Below are 17232 nucleotides of genomic sequence, written 5' to 3'. Positions count from 1 at the left end.
GACGTTGACAAATCGACACGCTGGCGCGGTGACCCGCCCTTCTACGGCCAAGTGAAGTGCGGCGAGGCGCGGCTCAACCTTCGATCCGTATGCGAGCCGGTTTTTGTCGACGACATCCGCGAGCGCAAGAGCCTGTTGTCCGCCTCGATCGGTGTCGAGACCCCGGCGGAGATTCGCGACCTATTTCTTCGGTACCAGGCCGCCGGCGTCGATTTTCACCAGACACTCAAGCGGGAGCCATGGGGTGCGCGGGACTTCGTCGTGCGCGATCCCGATGTTGGTAACCTCCTTCTGTTCGGAGGGCCTGCGAAGTAGGACGATTCATCATTGGTTTGTACGGAAGAGACCGTGCGAGGCATCACTGCTGCATCCTCGCACGTGAATCTTCCTCAATCCTGAACGATGCGCCCCGATCCTGCGATGTGGCTGCGCAATTGAGCCGGATGGCTGAACAGCCGCACGTTGCCCGAGCCGGAGACCTTGATGTCGGCGACATCCTTGGGAGCGGCCTCGACGTTGCCGCTGCCAGAGACATTGACAGTGAACTCCTTCATCGCGAGCTCCGCCAACCGCGCGCGGCCCGAGCCGGAGATCCTGACGGACACATGATCGCTGGCGCCTTGCGCCTGCAAGTTCCCGCTGCCGCTGATGCGCAAGTTGAGATCTGGCTGGTTTACATTTTCCATGATCACGTTACCGGAGCCCGAGAGACCGATATCACGGAAGGCGCGACCAGGCAGGGTGAGATCGACCTTGCGCCATTGTGTGCCGCGACAGTCGAGCGTGATCCTGTGGCCGACGACCTTGATACGGGCCAGGACTTCGGATGGACCTCGTGCAATCACCTCGTCGCCGTCACCGCCGTGGAAATGCACGGTGGCCGGCACGGCAATGTCGATCGTATCGCCGCCGTCCCAGGCCCAGCGCCGTTCCGTGGCGATCGAATCGACTTTGGTGCCATCGCCAGCACACGATCGATCGAAGGCAAAGCCCCGACCGACAAGCCCGTACACATCGTCGCCGCCTATGGCCGACGCAAGCGAAAGACAGGCGACGCCGACGCTCAAGCCGCCAACGGCGATCCAGCCAAGGTTCCTAACCATGCGCATCTCCCTGCTCCGCTTGGTCGAGGAGCTCGTAGTGCAATCGGGCGAACCGGCCGAGCAGGCGCACCACATAGTCGATCATCAACAGCAGCAACGCACCGCCCCCGACACCAACGCTGAGCAGACCGACGCCGCTCAACGCGCGCGCGATGAAATGATGAGCGAAGATGCCGTGGTCCAGGATCAGCTTTGCCACCACCACGACTCCACCAAGGGACAAGGCCAAAAGCACGATCCCGGCCACCAGCACGAACAAGGCAAGCCCGCCCAGCAGCGGCAGCAGAAACACGAAATCGACCGCAATCAGCGCCAGGAAGCCGAACAACACGGCGAACAAATTGGCTGGCGTGCGCGCCGTCTCCCAGCGGCGAAAACCCGCTTCGGCCCGCAGCTCGCGCGCAAGCCGCATGGGATCGCCCAAGGCGGCAGCGATGTCGGCCTCGCTGCGACCAGCGGCCATGCCGTCAGCAAAATGGGTCGCATAGTCGTCGACCAACTCGTCGATCTCCGTCGGCGGCAGTCCCGCGAGACGGCGTCGCAAGGTGTCCAGGAACTCGGCTTTGGTCATGAGGCTCCTCCCACGATTCTCGGCGAGGCAAGGCTGGCGTCCGCCACGATCTTGGCCACCGACGACGTGAAGGCGTTCCATTCGGCCTTTTGCGCGGCGAGAGCGGCGCGACCGGCTTTGGTGAGTTGGTAGTATTTGCGCGGCGGCCCGCTGCTCGATTCCTCGAGATAGGTCTTCACCAGGCCGTCGGCCTGCATGCGCCGCATCAAGGGGTAGATCGTGCCCTCCCCCATACCGATGCCGTCGGCCAGCCGGCTGGCAATGTCATAGGCGTAGCCGTCCTGGCGAGCGAGCATGGCGAGAACGCACATATCGAGCACCCCTTTCCGCAGCTGCACCAGCAGGGACTCCGACAACGACCTCTCCTCAGTATGCCGTAAAGCATGGTACCTTGTTATGCAAGGTAGATCGTGTGAGTGCCGATGTCCAGAGAGGTCGGATGAAAATTTCCGAGGGCCAACCGTGTCCTCCGCGTCCTTGGCTCGGGATGACACAAGAGATGCAGGCTGTAGAGTCGCGTCATGAAAGCGATGATTTGCGAGAAATGGGGCGGCCCAGAAGACCTCAAGCTGTTGGACGTTGAGCGCCCGCCGCTGAAGCCCGGGCAAGTGCGTATCAAGGTTCGTGCCGCTGGCGTGAGCTTCGCCACCACGCTGGTGATCGCAGGCAAGTACCAGCGCAGACCGCCGCTACCCTTCGCGCCCGGGACCGAAGCCTCGGGCATCGTCATCGAGGCCGATGCCGCCTGTCGGCGGCTCAAGGTGGGAGACGAGGTCGTGGCCGTCCTCGACTGGGGCGGACTCGCCGAGGAGACGGTCGCCCACGAAGTGAATGTCTTTCCCAAGCCGCGCAATGTAGGATTCGTCGAGGCCATCCAGCTCGCCATCTCCTACCCGACGTCGGCGGCCGCACTCACCTGGCCCTCGGTGCTCGACCTTCGGAAGAGCCAGACGCTGCTGGTGCATGCCGCGGCGGGCGGCGTCGGCATGGCCGCCGTCGAGATCGGCAAGATCGTGGGTGCGAGGGTGATCGCCACTGCCGGCGGCGCGCGCAAGACGGAGTTCGCCAGGGCCCATGGCGCCGACCATGTGATCGACTACACGAGTGCCGACTTCCGCGAGGAGGTGCTGAAGCTCACTTCTGGCCGCGGCGTCGACCGGGTCTACGATCCTGTCGGCGGCGAAGTGTTCGCGCAGTCGCTGCGCTGCCTGGCGGTCGGGGGCCGCATCTGCCCGATCGGCTTCGCCGGTGGCAGCATCCCGCAGGTTCCGGCCAATATCCTGCTCGTGAAGTCGATCGCGGTGATGGGCTTCAACTACGGCTACTATGTCGGCTGGAGCCCGCACGATGCGCGCTTCGAGGAGGCCGAGCGGACCCTCGCTCTGATGGAGCGCATCCGGGTCTGGTGCGAGGCAGGCCTCTGCCGCCCCCACGTCGACCGCATCTGGCGGCTGGAAGAAGCGGCGACAGCCATGCGCGCGTTGCTGGAACGCAGCGTCGCCGGCCGTGTGGCCGTCGTGATGGATACTTGACCCCAGCAGGCCGTGGAGGTCCGAAAACCGCGAGCGCCTCCTCGTGCGTTCGACAAGCTGTCGTCGTCCTGCTGCATCGACCGAGACCCCAGCCTGTGAGGCCCGCGATGACACTGCTGATCAATATCGATGTGCCCGACGTCGAGACAGGTGTGCGTTTTTATACGACGGCATTCGACCTGAGGGTCGGCCGGCGGTTCGGCACGGATTTTGTCGAGCTCCTGGGATGGCCCGCAGCGGTCTATCTCCTGGCAAAGAAGGCGGGCACTGTCGGCGCGGGTAAGGACTTGAGGCGTTATGGCAGGCACTGGACACCTGTTCACGTCGACGTCGTCGTCGAGGATGTGGATGCGGCGGTCGAACGCGCCGTCAGAGCCGGCGCCGGGCTCGAAGCGCCACCGAGGGAAACGCCCTACGGAAGGATCGGCATGCTTGCCGACCCGTTCGGCCACGGCTTCTGCCTGCTTCAGTTCAACCAGCAAGGCTACGACGCCCTGCTCGCCGCATAGAATGCACGCAGCGTCACGGGCGTGTGGGCCGTTGTCATCGAATGATCCTCGAGACCCTGAAGCGGGCGATTCTCGGCAAGAGATGCGTCACCGGCCGCCACAAGGGCAGCGAGCGCCATTTTGCGCCGCATGCCGTAGGGTTCACCGCCGACGGGACGCCTGCGGCATTCGTGTACCAATATGGCGGCGAGACGAGCAGCCACTTGCCGCCGCAAGGCGACTGGCGATGTTTTCTTGTGCATGACCTTGCGGACCTGCGGCCGAACGATCACCGCTGGCGCACTGCACCGAACTACAGCCTGTCGCGCCAGACCTGTCTTGCCGATATCGCCGTCGCCGTGGCCGAAGGACCTGCTACTTCCTTGTGAGGGTGCCGCCGAACCGGCAATAGCCGTCGAGCATCACGTTGCCGCTGCCGTCCTTCAGCACACCCGTCACGTCCATGGTGCCGCCCCCCACTTCGGCCCTGCCCTTGAAGACGCCGCCTGCATCCTTGGTTGCCACGAAGTGGCGCTCCGGACGGCCCTCCTGCTGGAAGCGACCCTTGACGCTGTCGCCTTCCACCATGACATCGATGGTCATCTTGTAGGTCGGGCACTTCGAACTGCCGGGAACGTTCGTGCCCATTCCAGTCCAGGTGTAGGCCGTCTGTTGCGCTTGCGCCGCACTGCCCGCCAGTAAGGCAGTTGTCACTACTGCTGCGATCGAGTTGCGCATCGGATTTCCCCCTCCATGATCGGTGGACAGGCGGCTACTGCTTGGTCAGCGCGCCACCGAACTTGCAGTAGCCGTCGAGAACGACGTTGGTGTTGCCCTCCTTGAGCGAACCGCTCACTTCGAGCGTGCCGCCATTGCCGACCTTGGCGCCGGTCCTGAACATTCCGTTCTTATCGGCCACCGCCTCGAAGGTGCGCTCGGGGCGCCCTTGCTGTTTCAGTGTGCCCTTCACGGCTTGCCCATCGACCGTGACGTCGATTTCCATCCTGTAGGTCGAGCACTTGCCGGTGCCGACCCCCATGCCCGTCCACGAATAGGCCATCTGCTCGGCGCACACCGCGCCGCCGCCAGTCACGAGGAGCGCCGCCACTCCCGCTATCAAAAAGCTCCGCATCCCCCACCCCCGCTAGAAGAACTTCCGGATGGCCTCGAGGACGGCGTCCGGCCTTTCCTGGCCGACCGCATGGCCAGCTCTCGCGATCTTAACCAATTTCGCCTTCCGGATCGCCTTCCTGAACGCCTTGCCATAGACGGCGGGGATCAGTGCATCTTCCCTACCCCAGATGATCAGTGTCCTCGCCCTGATGCGATAGAGACGCTGCGCCAGTCCCCGGTCGGGAATGGGGAACAGGATTTTTCCTGCCATGCCGAGACGCCGTGCATTCATGACCAGGAACTGCTTGAGAAATTCCGGATCATCCATGTTGCCGGAGCCCGCCGTCATGAGCTTCTTGCCGGCCTCTGCGTCGTGGAACAGCAGCGCTGGCAGCTCGTACGGCAGCTTGGAGAAGAGATCGACCACCGGATGGTCGTCGAGCCACAAGCCGGCGGGCGCCAGCAGGCAGAGTTTCGAGACCTCGGTGCGGGCAATGGCCGCCATCTCGGCCGCGATCATTCCGCCCATCGAATGGCCGACCACGATGGGCTTCTTCAGGTCGAGCTTCTCCATGACGTCGAGCGCATGCAGGGTGAAGTCGAGCATGTCGCGCAGGTCATCCTCGCCGACCGACCGGCCGTAGCCCGGCAGCAGTGGCGCCACGACCCGGTACCTGGTGGCGAGCGCCGCGAGCAGCGGGTCGTTCAACATGTGGCCGCCCGCGCCATGCAGGAACAGGAGATCGCGGCCCTTACCCGCTTCCGCCACTTCGATTCGCGCGCCGGAGGATTTGAGGGTGATGAGGCGGGACTTCATACGGACCGCGGCCATCCTGCCCGCCTCATGAGCGGGCCGGAGGCCCGCGGTCGCAGAGACCGGCTCATTCAGCCGCTACCTTCATCGGCACGGGTTCGTTCATGGGATGGACCCAGAACCGATCGTCGTGGTTGTTCCATTCCGGCCACAGGTTGCGCAGGTGCGGCATCACCTTCTCGGCAAAGAGCCTTGTCGAATGGCGCACCTTGTCGTCGGGCATGTCGCCGACATGCAGCAGGCAGAAGATGTTGCCGACGCGCAGGCTCCTGATCAGCTCCTCCATCTGCTGCCGCACCGTCTCCGGTGAGCCCGCGACCACATAGCGGTTCTCGGTCAGATCCTTCCAGGTCATGTTGGGATAGTCGCGGCCCGACTGGGTGAACTGGGACAGCGCGCCGGTCTGGATCGTCTTGATGGTGCGATAGCCGGGCGCGTCGGCGAAGCCTGGGTAAACGTGCAGGCAGCGATTGTAGAAATAGCTGACGTGCGGGCCATAGAGCTTCTCGGCCTCGGCGTCGGTGTCGGCGACGCAGATCACCTGGGCGAAGCCCGCCCGGTAGGGCGATTCGTCGGCTTTCCGCTCCGCCACGCGCTTCCAGTAGCCCTCCATCAGGAGCTTGGCGCGCAGGTAGCCCGAGTAGCTGAGGTAGGAATACGAATAGGTGTTGTCGAGACAGAAGTCGTAGGTCTCGACCGAGCCGCCGCCGGGAATGAAGATCGGCGGCGCCGGCCTTTGGATCGGCTTGGGCCAGCAATTGACGTAGCGCAGCTTGGTGTAGCGGCCATTGAAGGCGAACGGCTCGTCGGCTGCCCACGCCCTGCGGATCAGCTCGTGCGCCTCGGCATACTTCTCGCGGGTGAGCGCGGGAATCGTGCCGTAGGCGTAGTTCGTGTCCATCGACGTTCCGACCGGAAAGCCCGCGATCAGCCGGCCGCCCGACAACACGTCGAGCATGGCGAATTCCTCGGCCACACGCAGCGGTGGATTATAGAGCGCGATTGAATTGCCCAGCACCACCAGCGCCGCCCTAGAAGTCCGGCGCGTGAGCGTCGCCGCCATGAGGTTGGGCGACGGCATCAGACCGTAGGCGTTGGCGTGATGTTCGTTCACGCCGATGCCGTCGAAGCCCACGTTCTCGGCGTATTCGAGCTGGTCGAGGTACCGGTGATAGACGCCATGACCGAGCTCCGGCTCGTACATGCGATTGGGCAGGTCGACCCAGACCGAGCGGTGCTTCTGCCGGAAGTCGTCCGGCATGTGCGGCCAGGGCATCAGGTGGAACCAGGTGAATTTCATGGTCGTCGCCTTCCGTTCCTCCGCGCTATGGTGGCGCAGGAGTACACGCAACGCCATGCAAAACCGCTTCATCGATCTCTACAGCGACACCAAGACCAGACCTTCCCCCGGTATGCGAAAGGCGATGGCCGAGGCAGAGGTCGGCGACGAGCAGAAGTTCGAGGATCCGACCGTCGAACGCCTGCGCGAGCGCATTTGCGAGCTTCTGGGCAAGGAGGACTCGGTCTTTCTGCCCAGCGGCACGATGGCCAACCAGATCGCAATCCGCGTGCACTGCCGGCTGGGCGACGAGGTGATCGCCGATCGAACCGCACACATCGTCAATTCCGAGTCGGGCGGACCGGCGGCCAATGCCGGCGTGATGATCCGCACGATCGAAGGCAGCCACGGCGTCTTCACTGCCGATCAGCTCACTGCGGCGCTGCGTGATCCCAGCAACCGCAATGCGCCGCGCTCGCGGCTGGTATCGGTCGAGAACACCTCGAACGGCGGCTTCGGTACGGTCTGGCCGCGCGATACTTTGAAGGGTGTGGCAAAGGTCGCCCGCTCTGCAGGCGTCGCCATGCACATGGACGGCGCGCGGCTCGCCAACGCTTGCGTGAAGTCAGGTACGAAGCCCAGCGACTACGCCGCCTGCGTGGACTCACTCTGGCTCGACTACACCAAGGGCCTGGGGGCGCCGGTGGGCGCCAGCCTCGCCGGCTCCAGGGAGTTCATCAAGGAGGCGTGGAGGCAGAAGCAGATGCTGGGCGGCTCGATGCGCCAGTCGGGCATCATCGCGGCAGCCGCCCTCTGGGCCCTCGACCACAACTGGAATCGGCTGGCCGAGGACCATGACAATGCCTGTCGTCTCGCCGAGGGCATTGCCAACATCAAGGGGCTTGAGATCGACGTGCCGCTCATGGAGACCAATCTCGTCTTCTTCGAGGTCAGGAAGCCCGGCTGGACGGCAGCGAAGCTGGTCGACGCCTGCAAGAAGCGCGGCGTCGGCCTCGGCGCCAACACACCCGCGCGGCTGCGCGCCGTCACCCATCTCGACGTCACCCGCGCCGACATCGATACGGCGCTCGCGGTGATCAACGACGTTATGGCGGCGTGACGATGAAGGACTCGTCGGAGCGCGCAGGATGCGCGCGGTCCAGAAGAGCATGAACGCGGCCGTCCAGATCGGACAGCCGATCGTGCGACGGGAAGATCGCCGGTTCCTCACCGGTCATGGCCGCTATGCCGACAATACGGCACCGTCCGATGCACTCGCCGTGCTGTTCGTGCGGTCGCCGCATGCCCATGCGCGGATCGTCGGCATCGACAGGGAAGTGGCATCGAACGCGCCGGGCGTTGTGGCGCTCTATACGGCCGAGGACGCCGCGGCCGATCAGCTCGGCCACCTGCCCGCCATCAGCGAGATCAAGGATGCCGAAGGCAATCGTCATCGCGAGCCACCGCACCCGCCGATGCCGGTGGGCAAGGTACGTCATGTCGGCGATATCGTGGCGATGATCCTGGCCGAGACGCTGGACCAAGCGCGCGACGCCGCCGAGTTATTGGTCGTGGAATACGAGGAGCTGCCGGCGGTCGTGACGGTGGCCCAAGCATTGGCGCCCGGTGCGCCGCTGCTGCACGATACGGCGCCGGGCAATCTGATGTGCCGCTGGGGCAAAGGCGATGCCGCCGCGACGAACGCTGCCATCGCCGCGGCAGCCCACGTCTCGACCCTCGCCATCCGCTCGCCGCGCCAGATCGCGCACTACATGGAGACGCGGGCCGCCTGGTCGTCCTACGACATGGGTCACGACGTCGTCACGCTCACTTTCTCCTCGCAAGGCGTGCAGATCCCGCACCGTCTGATGTGCGAGCGCGTGCTGCGCGTGCCGAAGGACAAGCTGCGGCTGGTGACCGAAGATGTCGGCGGCGGCTTCGGCCCCAAGTATCCGATCTATGCCGAAGCCGTATTGATCGCCTGGGCGACGCGCAAGCTCAGCCGCGGTCTGCGCTGGACTTGCGAGCGCGCCGAGCTCGCCGTTGCCGACACTCACGCGCGCGATCTCGTCGCCTCGGCCGAGCTCGCGCTCGACGCGGAGGGCCGTTTCCTCGGCCTGCGGGTAAAGGCCGAAGCGAATTTCGGTGCCTATGTCTCCATGTTCGCGCCGACCATTCCCACGACCGGACTCGCCAAGGTGATCTCCGGCCTCTATCGCATCCCGGCGATCCGTATCGATTTCGACTGCGCGTTCACCAACACCGTGCCGGTCGACGCGATCCGCGGCGCCGGCAAGCCGGAGGCCCTGTTCCTGCTGGAGCGGCTGGTCGATCTCGCCGCCCACGAGACGGGCCGCACGCCCGCCGAGCTGCGCCGGCTCAATCTGCTGAAGCCGCAGGAGATGCCCTACAAGACGGCGGCCGGCTACACCTACGACGCCGCCGACTGCGGGCGACTGTTCGAGACCGCGCTGAAGGCGGCCGACGAGACGGGCGTCGCCGACCGTCGTGCGGCAAGCGAGGCACGCGGGCTAAGGCGCGGTTTTGGCCTTTCCTGCCACGTGCACGGCACCGGCGGCATCGCCGACGAGCACGTCGTCGTGCATGTCGAGGCCGACCGGCTGGTGGCGAAGGTCGGCACGCAAAGCCAGGGCCAGGGGCACGAGACGGTGTTCGCCCAGATCCTGTCGGCGGCGCTCGGCGTGCCGATAGACCGGATCGAGGTCCGGCAGGGCGATACGCGCAGCATTTCCCATGGCGGCGGCACCGGCGGTTCCTCCTCCACCATCATCAGCGGCACGACGCTCAAGCGCGCCGCCGATGTCGTGATCCAGCACGGCCGCGATCTTGCCGCCGAGCGGCTGGAGACGGCGCCGCAGGACATCACCTTTCGCGATGGCAGCTTCGAGGTGGTCGGCACCGACCGGCGCATCGGGTTGTTCGAGCTGGCTGCGTGGAAGCCGTTCGACGGCGACGCGGTCTTCGCCGACAAGATCGACTCCTTTCCGACCGGCGTCATGGTCTGCGAGGTCGAGGTCGATCCCGAGACCGGCGAGACCCGGATCGACCGCTTCACGGCAGCCGTCGATTGCGGCGTGGTGGTGAACCCGCGGCTGCTCGCCGGTCAGATGCATGGTGGGATGGTGCAGGGCACCGGCAATGCCCTGATGGAAGAAGCGATCTACGACGAGCATACCGGCCAGTTGTTGACCGGCACATTGATGGACTATGCGCTACCGCGCGCCGACGACGTGCCGAGCTTCCGCGTCGAGACGATCAGTACGCCCTCGCCCAACAACTTCATGGGCCTCAAGGGTGTAGGCGAGCTGCCGACCAACGGCGCGCCGGCAGCCGTCGCCAATGCCGTCCTCGATGCCTTGCGTCCGCTCGGCGTACGCCATCTCGACATGCCGATCACGGCGTACAAAGTGTGGCGGGCTTTAAGTCATACGGACCGTCAACGCTGATCGAGCTTCCGTAGCACCGCAGCGATGGCTTCACGGGTCTCGGGCGGCTGCTCGGCGATGGCCTTGGCGAGCAGGCCGAGCTGGGCCCGCAGCGTGTGCACCTGGTCCAGGAGCCCGACCACGGTCTCCACGGTGTCCTCGTCGATGCCGATGTCGTCCACCAGCTCAGCGAGCAGGTGCGCGCGCGCCACGTCGATCTGCTCGAAGCTCCAGGCCTCGACCGGACCCGCCGGCCGCAACAAGCCGCGTGCCACCCAGCGCTCGACGTGGATCGCCGTCAGGCGCCGGTTCAGCTGCAGGAGCTCGTCGAAGCTCGTCATGCGAATGGCTCCATTGCCTTGCGCGGATCGTAGGTACGTCCGCCCTCCCACTTCTCCAGGAACTCTTTCAGCTTGTCATCGGGCTTGTCCGGCAGAACGACCTTGAGCTTCACATACTGATCGCCCCGCTGCCCCGACTTGCGGTCGAGCAGCCCCCGGCCCTTCAGACGCAGCGATGCTCCGGTATTGGAGCCCGCCGGCACGTTCAGCATCACCGGCCCGCCGATGGTCGGCACGCGGACTTTGCCGCCCAGCACCGCCTCGGAAAGCGTCACAGGCAACTCGACATGGATGTCGTTGTCGCGCGCCTCGAAGAAGGCGTGCGGCTGGACGCGAATCTCGACGTAGGCATCGCCCGCCGGACGGCCCTTCGAGCCGGGCATGCCCTGCCCCTTCAGCCGCAGTGTCTGGCCGTCCGTTGCGCCTTCCGGGATGTCGATGTCGAGCGTCCGTCCGTTGGGCAGGTTGACGCGCTGCTTGCCGCCACGCGCTGCCACAAGAAACGGCACGGCTAGGGTATAGGTGACCGGCAGCCCGCTCATGTCGAAGCCTTCGAAGCCGCCTTCGCCGCTCCCACCACCGGCCCCGAAATCGAAGCCGCGGCGCTGGCCGAACATCTCGGAAAAGACGCCGCCCATGTCGACGAACTCCTCCTGGCCGCCCGACCGGCGATACTTCGCGCCGCCCATACCGCCTGCCTGGTCGCGGTAGAAGCCGCGCGGCGGCATCTCCTGGCCGCTGGCGTCGATCTCGCCGGCGTCGAAGCGCCGACGCTTGTCCGGATCGGAGAGGAGGTCGTTGGCCTGGGCGATCTCCTTGAACCTGGCTTCGGCTGCCTTGTCGCCCGGGTTGAGGTCGGGATGGTGCTTCTTGGCGAGCTTGCGGAAGGCCTTGCGGATCTCGTCGTCCGAGGCGGTCCGGGTCACGCCCAGTACCTCATAGGGATCTTTCATGCTGCAGAATGTCGCGATGTTTCAGGCGGTTGCAAGGCCCCTGTGCTGCAGGGCCTCGGCGAACAGCCGGTATTTCACCGCATCGACCGAGAGCTCGCGGCCCCAGTTCACGAGGTCGCCCCACGGATCGTTGAGCTTGCCGAGTCCCGAGACGACAGCGACCACGGCCCCGACCTCGATCCGATGTTCGACGGCGAACAGGCCGCCAACGCCGAGCGCTACCGCCACGGCGAGATAGTGCATGAAGTTCATCGCCAGATTCATGCTGAACTTGATCTTGTAGATGCCCATGTTCAGCGCGAAAACGCGTTCGACGCGCTCTTCCTCCGGCGCACCGGTCTCGATGATGTCGCCGCCGACCCGCCGGATCGTCCGGATGCGGTCGCTGGCGCGGCGATTGATGGCACGCTGCATCGGCGGCACGAACAACATCTGCGGCCCGAGATAGCCCAGGCTCAGCACCAGCGTCCAGGGCTCGAGATAGGCCATATAGCCGACGACGCTCACGAGGATGCCGGCCTGCATGAGCGGCTCGGAGATCGCCATGCCGACGAAGCCACCGATCGGCTCGGCCTCGGCGACGACCATCGCCGCATGGGTGCCCGTCCCGCCGTCCCTCCGATCTGGCGTGAACTCGTTCTCGTCCAACTCGCACAGGGTCCTGCGCAAGGTGCGGACAGCATCTTCGCTCACCCAAGCGCGATAGACGTTCAAGGCGAGCTTGAGACCCTGCTCCAGGAGCGCCACGCCCGCATAGGCGATCGCGAGCCAGACAATGGTCTCGCTGGCGCCGCTCTTGATCGCGTCATTGACGATGCGGCGCTGAAACTCAAGCGGTACCGAGCTCAGAGCGAAGACAGCCGCCGCAAGCACCGCCAAACCGATCTGATGGCGGCCCGAGCAGCGTACCACGTAGCCCATCAGCGTCTGCGGCAAAGCCGGGCAGTGCATCGCAATGCAACGCGGCACTCGACCAGGCGTTCCCTTTGCGAACCGCTGACCTTTACATTCGCCCCCGCGAACGAGGACCCACTACGCGATTAGACCTTGGTTGATGCGCACCGCCAGCTCCCGGACGTGGGCCGTGATGCAGGTGTTGTGGTGGCCGGGAACTCGTTCGTGGTGAACATTGGCCGTGAGGTGCTTCCACGGCCCCGGCGCATACTCTTTCTTGCCGGCATAGTCGTCGCACAGCAGACAGAGAATTTCGGCACGCATCTTCGGCGGGACGTACTTCGCCATAGCGCGGAAGTAGGTGGATCGTTGCGACTCGTTCCACGCCCGCATGGTTCCCGTATGGACGGTTCGCGCGACGCGCTTCAGGACCGTCTGATCGCCGTTCAGGACGTGGCTGGCGAGCATCCAGACGGACGGCATGCCATTGCGCCGGATCCTGCGACCGTAAGCGCCGGGAACGACCCGTCCGGCGGCCGCCAAGAATCGTGCCACGGCCCGCAAGAGCGGCCGTGCATTGAGCGAGAAAGTGTCGATCAGCACGATCTTCTCTACCGTGCGGCCGCGCCGTTCGAGCTGGCCTGCGATCTCGAGCGAAGCGATGCCGCCGTGACAATAGCCGGCCAGCCGCACCGGGCCCTCGGGCGCCGCCGCCTCGATATGCGGCAGGTAGCATCGCACCATGTCCTCGATCGTCGTCAGGCCCTTGGCCTCGTCGAGGATCGAATGGAGCAGGTAGACCGGCCCGTCATGCCTCAGGAGCTCGGCCAGGCGAAACGCATAGAAGCCCCACCCACAGAAATCACCATGGCAAACGAACAGAGGTGCACCCGGACCGGACTTCACCGCGGTTATCACCTCGTCCTTCGCCGCTGCGGCATTGCACAGAGTTTCTGACAGCTGACGGATGGTGAGTTGCGCCCGCACCTCGGATGGCGCGATGCGGTAGCGTGTGATTTCCTCGAGCTCGAGCAGCATCTCGGTGGCTTGCAGCGAGTCGCCGCCGATCTCGAAGAAGTCGTCATCGAGGCCGATATCCTCCAGCTTGAGCAGCCGCCGCCAGATCTCGGCGATCTGCAGCTCAAGCGGCGCGTCGGGTGGCTGTTTGGAGCGAGGCTGATTGGCGAAGACGGCCGACAGGCTTGGCCGCGAGATCTTGCCGGTCGCGCCGACCGGCAGACTTTCGACCAGATGCACGTGCCGAGGCATCTGGAAGGGCGCGAGCCGATCGTAGATGAAATCAATCAGCTCCGTCGACGTGGCCTTGGTGCCGCGATGGAGGACGACAGCCGCCCCGACATTCTCGCCAAGCCGCGGGTGGGGCACGGCGAATGCCGCCGCCTCACGCACCGCGGGGTGCTGCAGGAGTGCCTTCTCGACGTCGTAGGGAGAAATCTTCTCGCCGCCGCGATTGATGATCTCCTTGCTGCGCCCCGCGATCGTAAGAAAGCCGTCGGCGTCGACGGTACCGAGATCACCGGTCGCGAGCCAGCCATCCTGCAGGCCGGAGGGCACGCCTTCGATGTCATCGAACAAGTAGCCTGGCGTGACGCTTGGGCCGCGCAACATCACTTGCCCTATCTGGCCGGGCCGCCGCACACTGCCGTCATCGCCACGAATCGCGAGCTCGCCCTCGGGAATGCGGCCAACCGACCCTCGCCTCGGCTCATCCGGGGGAAAGGCCGGCGCGGTCACCATGCCGGCTTCGCACATGCCATAGAACTCGACGACAGGAATTGCGAGCAACTCTTCGAGCTGGCGCCGCGTCGTGTCGGGCAGGTACGACGCCGTAGACAGCACGAAACGCAGTGCGTGCCCGGGCATGCTCGCTCGCGTGCCGTCCAGCTTCTCGGCAATGGCTTGCAGGAACGGCGGGGCAGAGGTCAGCCAGGTCGGCCGCAAGTCGTCTACCCAGCGCTCGAAATCGTTCGCGCTCGGCGACTCCGGAAGAGCCACGCTGCAGCCGATCAGCAGCGGCACGAGGAGCGTGGCCTTGAATCCGGCGTTGTAATAGATCGGCATGATGCAGGCGGCTCGATCGGCCGGGCCGAGCGTCAGCCAGCGCTCCATCTTGCGCGCCATCTCGATCAGGTTCTCGTGCGTTACCGGTACACGCTTGGACCTGCCGGTTGTGCCCGACGTCTTGAAGATCGCAGCCCAGGACTGCGCCGTGACTTCGGCCGCCGGTCGTTCGCGGGCAACCGGCCCGATCTGCTGGAGCCCGATTTCGTCGAAGGACGAGACTGCTTTCCTCGCGACGAACAAGCCGAAGCCACCGCGGGAAGCGGCCACCCAGTCGGGGATCGGAGCATCCGCCGGCACGATGAGCGCGTCAGGGCGGATGCGCTCCAGCTCGGCTTGAAGGTCAGGCGGCGCAAGATTCGGATTGATCGGCACCAGAATCGCCCGGCAACAGATGGCGACGCTCAGGAGCGCCGCTTCCGGTCCGCGCTGAAGCGCAACCGCTACGCGCGACGCCGGACCAAGCCCCGCCGCCCGCAGCTGGTGGTCAATCTCGCCAATACGCGCAACAAGCGCGCCGAAGGAAATCGTGCCCAGTAGCGGATGCAGGATCGCCGGCGCACCGGGATCACGTGCGGCGCGCTCCGCCAGTACCTCGCCGATGGTCGACGCGGTCGCCATACAAGACCTACCCCCTCTTCGGCCCAATAGGCAGCCGTCACACTACTGCGATTGCAAATCCCAGCGGATGACTGAGGCAGATGGCAAAGGGGAATGCAACCATGATCTGCAGGTTCCGTGCGACCAATTTGGGTCAAAGGCCAAGGATAACTTTCGCAATGATATTTCGCTGGATCTCGTTGGAACCGGCATAGATGGTCGCGGCCCGGTTGTTCAGGTAGAGCGGCATGGCCGTGATGCCGTAGTCGGGCGTCGCGGTCGGCTCGTTATGGCCAAGCAAGCGCGCCTCCGGCTCAAACGGGGCAGCGTACCAGGCCAGTGCCTCCACACCGAGATGGTCGATCACCTGCAGCGTCTCGCTGCCGCGGATCTTCATGAGAGAGGACGCGGCGCCGGGATTCCGGCCCTTGCTGAGGTCGGAGAGAACCTGCAACTCGATCATTTCCAGCGATTGTACCGCGAGAGCCGCGTCGGCCAGACGCCGCGCGAAACCCGGCACGTCGACCAGCCGGCCCGACCCGTCGGCGGCTTCCTCCCGAGCAATGCGGCGCACATCCTCGAGTCGCGCATGGAGGTTTGGCGTATAGGCATCGCCGCCGCGCTCGAACTCCAAGAGATACTTGGCGACGGTCCAGCCGGCATTCTCCGGGCCTATGCGATTGGCGACCGGCGTACGCACATTGTCGAAGAACACCTGGTTGACCTCGTGGTCGCCGGCGAGCGTGACGATCGGCTTCACCGTGAGACCGGGCCGCTCCATCGAATCGATCAGGACAAAGGAGATCCCGTCCTGCGGCTTACCTTCGGTTGCAGTGCGCACGAGACAGAACATGCAGTTGGCGACGTGCGCGCCGGTGGTCCAGATCTTGGTACCGTCGATCACATAGTCGTCGCCGTCGCGCACCGCCCGCATTCGCAGGCTGGCCAGGTCCGACCCCGAGCCGGGTTCGGAGTAGCCTTGGCAAAACACGAGGTCTCCCGAGACAATCCCCGGCAGATACTTAGCTTTTTGCTCCGCCGTGCCATACTTCATGATCACCGGACCCACCATGCGGATGCCCATACTGAAGATGCGCGGGGCGTCGGCCGTAGAGCATTCGCGCGAGAAGATGTAGCGCTGCGTGGCCGTCCAGCCCGTGCCGCCATACTCCTTGGGCCAGATCGGTGCAGACCAGCCGCGTCGCGCCAGAACCTTGTGCCATCGCAGTCCGGCTGCAAAGTCGGCAAAGACGCCGCCGGTCTTGCGGCCCGCTTCACGCAGATCCTCGCTGAGATTCTCGTCGAGGAACCGGCGCACCTCGGTGCGGAAGGCTTCGTCCTCAGGTCCAAGCGACAGATCCATCGTGTCCTCCCGCACTGTTTACCGAAAAGCTAGCGGCCGGCGCTGGCGCACGTCCAGCCGCCGGTTGGCCGGCGATGCCGTCTGGCGGTATGGTTCAAGCGCGGTTGTTGCCGCCGCGGAGACGCCATGCGCTATCTCGCTGGTCTGCTCGCCCTGTTTCTCGTCATTGTGCCTGCCACTGCCCAGGACAAAAAAGAGGTCGACCTCGCGCTGGCGCTCGCGATCGACATCTCCGGCAGCATCGATCCGGAGGAAGCCCGCTTGCAACGGGAAGGCTATGTGATCGCGTTCCGCGATCCCGTGATCACGAAGGCCATTCTGGGCGGTCCCAACGGCCGCATCGCCGTTGCCTATTTCGAGTGGTCGGACTCGTGGATGCAGAAGCTGCTGATCGACTGGACGCTGCTCGACAGCGAAGCGGCGATCGCGGCGTTCGCTCGCCGGCTCGACGAAGCGCCGATCTCGATCGCGCGACGCACCTCGATCAGCGGCGCGATCCGCTACGCCATCCCGCTGTTTACGCGCAACCCCTACGAGCCCCAGCGCAAGGTGCTCGATATCTCCGGTGATGGCTCCAACAACGACGGCGGCCTGGTCACCGAGATGCGCCACGAGGCGCTCAAGGAGAAGATCGTCATCAACGGCCTGCCGAT

The 17232-nt window shown here is 65.1% G+C and carries 18 protein-coding genes and 1 pseudogene; 7 read left to right on the top strand and 12 right to left on the bottom strand.

Translation table 11 applies throughout. The features are described from left to right. Window positions 1-27 precede the first annotated feature (27 nt). Window positions 28-315, top strand: a pseudogene (locus VH499_RS19710) (VOC family protein); the annotation flags it as partial. 74 nt (window positions 316-389) lie between these two features. Here VH499_RS19710 and VH499_RS19705 read toward each other — a convergent pair. Genes VH499_RS19705 through VH499_RS19695 form a run of 3 tightly spaced genes read right to left on the bottom strand, consistent with a single transcriptional unit; the run spans window position 390 to window position 2030 of the window. Next, window positions 390-1103 (bottom strand): GIN domain-containing protein, encoded by a 714-nt coding sequence (locus tag VH499_RS19705; protein WP_332054457.1) that lies wholly within the window; start codon window positions 1101-1103, stop codon window positions 390-392. Next, window positions 1096-1674: a DUF1700 domain-containing protein gene (locus VH499_RS19700; protein ID WP_332054456.1), complete on the bottom strand. Its 579-nt coding sequence runs from the start codon at window positions 1672-1674 to the stop codon at window positions 1096-1098. The genes VH499_RS19705 and VH499_RS19700 overlap by 8 nt, the downstream gene beginning before the upstream one ends. Further along, entirely contained in the window at window positions 1671-2030 is a 360-nt protein-coding gene (locus tag VH499_RS19695; protein ID WP_332054455.1) for a PadR family transcriptional regulator, read from the bottom strand. Before VH499_RS19695 ends, VH499_RS19700 begins: the two co-directional genes overlap by 4 nt. Window positions 2031-2195: 165 nt before the next feature. On the opposite strand from VH499_RS19695, the gene VH499_RS19690 reads away from it, so the two are divergent. The 3 genes from VH499_RS19690 (at window position 2196) to VH499_RS19680 (ending at window position 4083) form a co-directional block, all read left to right on the top strand. After that, complete coding sequence (locus tag VH499_RS19690) at window positions 2196-3206, top strand: NADPH:quinone oxidoreductase family protein (RefSeq protein WP_332054454.1); 1011 nt, start codon at window positions 2196-2198, stop codon at window positions 3204-3206. A gap of 107 nt (window positions 3207-3313) precedes the next feature. Further along, window positions 3314-3715 (top strand): VOC family protein, encoded by a 402-nt coding sequence (locus VH499_RS19685; RefSeq protein WP_332054453.1) that lies wholly within the window; start codon window positions 3314-3316, stop codon window positions 3713-3715. A 41-nt stretch (window positions 3716-3756) separates the two neighbouring features. Next, window positions 3757-4083, top strand: coding sequence for a hypothetical protein (locus tag VH499_RS19680; protein WP_332054452.1), 327 nt, complete (start codon window positions 3757-3759; stop codon window positions 4081-4083). Here the strand turns inward: VH499_RS19680 and VH499_RS19675 are convergent. The 4 genes from VH499_RS19675 to VH499_RS19660 form a co-directional block, all read right to left on the bottom strand. Then, window positions 4070-4432 carry a hypothetical protein gene (locus VH499_RS19675; RefSeq protein WP_332054451.1) on the bottom strand — a complete coding sequence of 121 codons (363 nt, stop codon included), beginning with the start codon at window positions 4430-4432 and terminating at the stop codon, window positions 4070-4072. The genes VH499_RS19680 and VH499_RS19675 overlap by 14 nt on opposite strands. A gap of 34 nt (window positions 4433-4466) precedes the next feature. Continuing rightward, window positions 4467-4826 carry a hypothetical protein gene (locus VH499_RS19670; RefSeq protein ID WP_332054450.1) on the bottom strand — a complete coding sequence of 120 codons (360 nt, stop codon included), beginning with the start codon at window positions 4824-4826 and terminating at the stop codon, window positions 4467-4469. Between the two features lie 12 nt (window positions 4827-4838). After that, complete coding sequence (locus tag VH499_RS19665; RefSeq protein ID WP_332054449.1) at window positions 4839-5624, bottom strand: alpha/beta hydrolase; 786 nt, start codon at window positions 5622-5624, stop codon at window positions 4839-4841. A 64-nt stretch (window positions 5625-5688) separates the two neighbouring features. Further along, on the bottom strand, window positions 5689-6921 hold the full coding sequence (locus tag VH499_RS19660) for an LLM class flavin-dependent oxidoreductase (RefSeq protein WP_332054448.1): 1233 nt from the start codon (window positions 6919-6921) through the stop codon (window positions 5689-5691). 55 nt (window positions 6922-6976) lie between these two features. Here VH499_RS19660 and VH499_RS19655 point away from each other — a divergent pair, with 55 nt between their 5' ends. Further along, window positions 6977-8020 (top strand): threonine aldolase family protein, encoded by a 1044-nt coding sequence (locus VH499_RS19655; RefSeq protein WP_332054447.1) that lies wholly within the window; start codon window positions 6977-6979, stop codon window positions 8018-8020. 28 nt (window positions 8021-8048) lie between these two features. Then, the gene (locus VH499_RS19650) at window positions 8049-10367 is read left to right on the top strand and encodes a xanthine dehydrogenase family protein molybdopterin-binding subunit (protein ID WP_332054446.1); all 2319 of its coding nucleotides are present in this window, start codon (window positions 8049-8051) and stop codon (window positions 10365-10367) included. Here VH499_RS19650 and VH499_RS19645 read toward each other — a convergent pair. The 5 genes from VH499_RS19645 to VH499_RS19625 all read right to left on the bottom strand — a co-directional run bounded on the left by VH499_RS19645 (window position 10358) and on the right by VH499_RS19625 (window position 16579). Next, window positions 10358-10687 (bottom strand): hypothetical protein, encoded by a 330-nt coding sequence (locus VH499_RS19645; protein ID WP_332054445.1) that lies wholly within the window; start codon window positions 10685-10687, stop codon window positions 10358-10360. The two genes, VH499_RS19650 and VH499_RS19645, sit on opposite strands and share 10 nt — an antisense overlap. Beyond that, window positions 10684-11640, bottom strand: coding sequence for a J domain-containing protein (locus tag VH499_RS19640; protein WP_332054444.1), 957 nt, complete (start codon window positions 11638-11640; stop codon window positions 10684-10686). Before VH499_RS19640 ends, VH499_RS19645 begins: the two co-directional genes overlap by 4 nt. A gap of 21 nt (window positions 11641-11661) precedes the next feature. Continuing rightward, complete coding sequence (locus tag VH499_RS19635) at window positions 11662-12609, bottom strand: ABC transporter ATP-binding protein (RefSeq protein ID WP_332054443.1); 948 nt, start codon at window positions 12607-12609, stop codon at window positions 11662-11664. A gap of 63 nt (window positions 12610-12672) precedes the next feature. Next, on the bottom strand, window positions 12673-15237 hold the full coding sequence (locus VH499_RS19630; protein ID WP_332054442.1) for an AMP-binding protein: 2565 nt from the start codon (window positions 15235-15237) through the stop codon (window positions 12673-12675). Window positions 15238-15370: 133 nt separating this feature from the next. Continuing rightward, window positions 15371-16579 carry an acyl-CoA dehydrogenase family protein gene (locus VH499_RS19625; RefSeq protein ID WP_332054441.1) on the bottom strand — a complete coding sequence of 403 codons (1209 nt, stop codon included), beginning with the start codon at window positions 16577-16579 and terminating at the stop codon, window positions 15371-15373. Between the two features lie 126 nt (window positions 16580-16705). Here VH499_RS19625 and VH499_RS19620 point away from each other — a divergent pair. Next, window positions 16706-17232: DUF1194 domain-containing protein (locus VH499_RS19620; protein WP_332054440.1), on the top strand; the 527-nt coding region annotated here is incomplete at its 3' end.

The sequence above is a fragment of the Reyranella sp. genome, assembly GCF_036558665.1.
Lineage (GTDB): Bacteria > Pseudomonadota > Alphaproteobacteria > Reyranellales > Reyranellaceae > Reyranella.
Note: the sequence above shows the minus strand (reverse complement) of the source record. Positions and strands in the feature narration are given on the sequence as shown.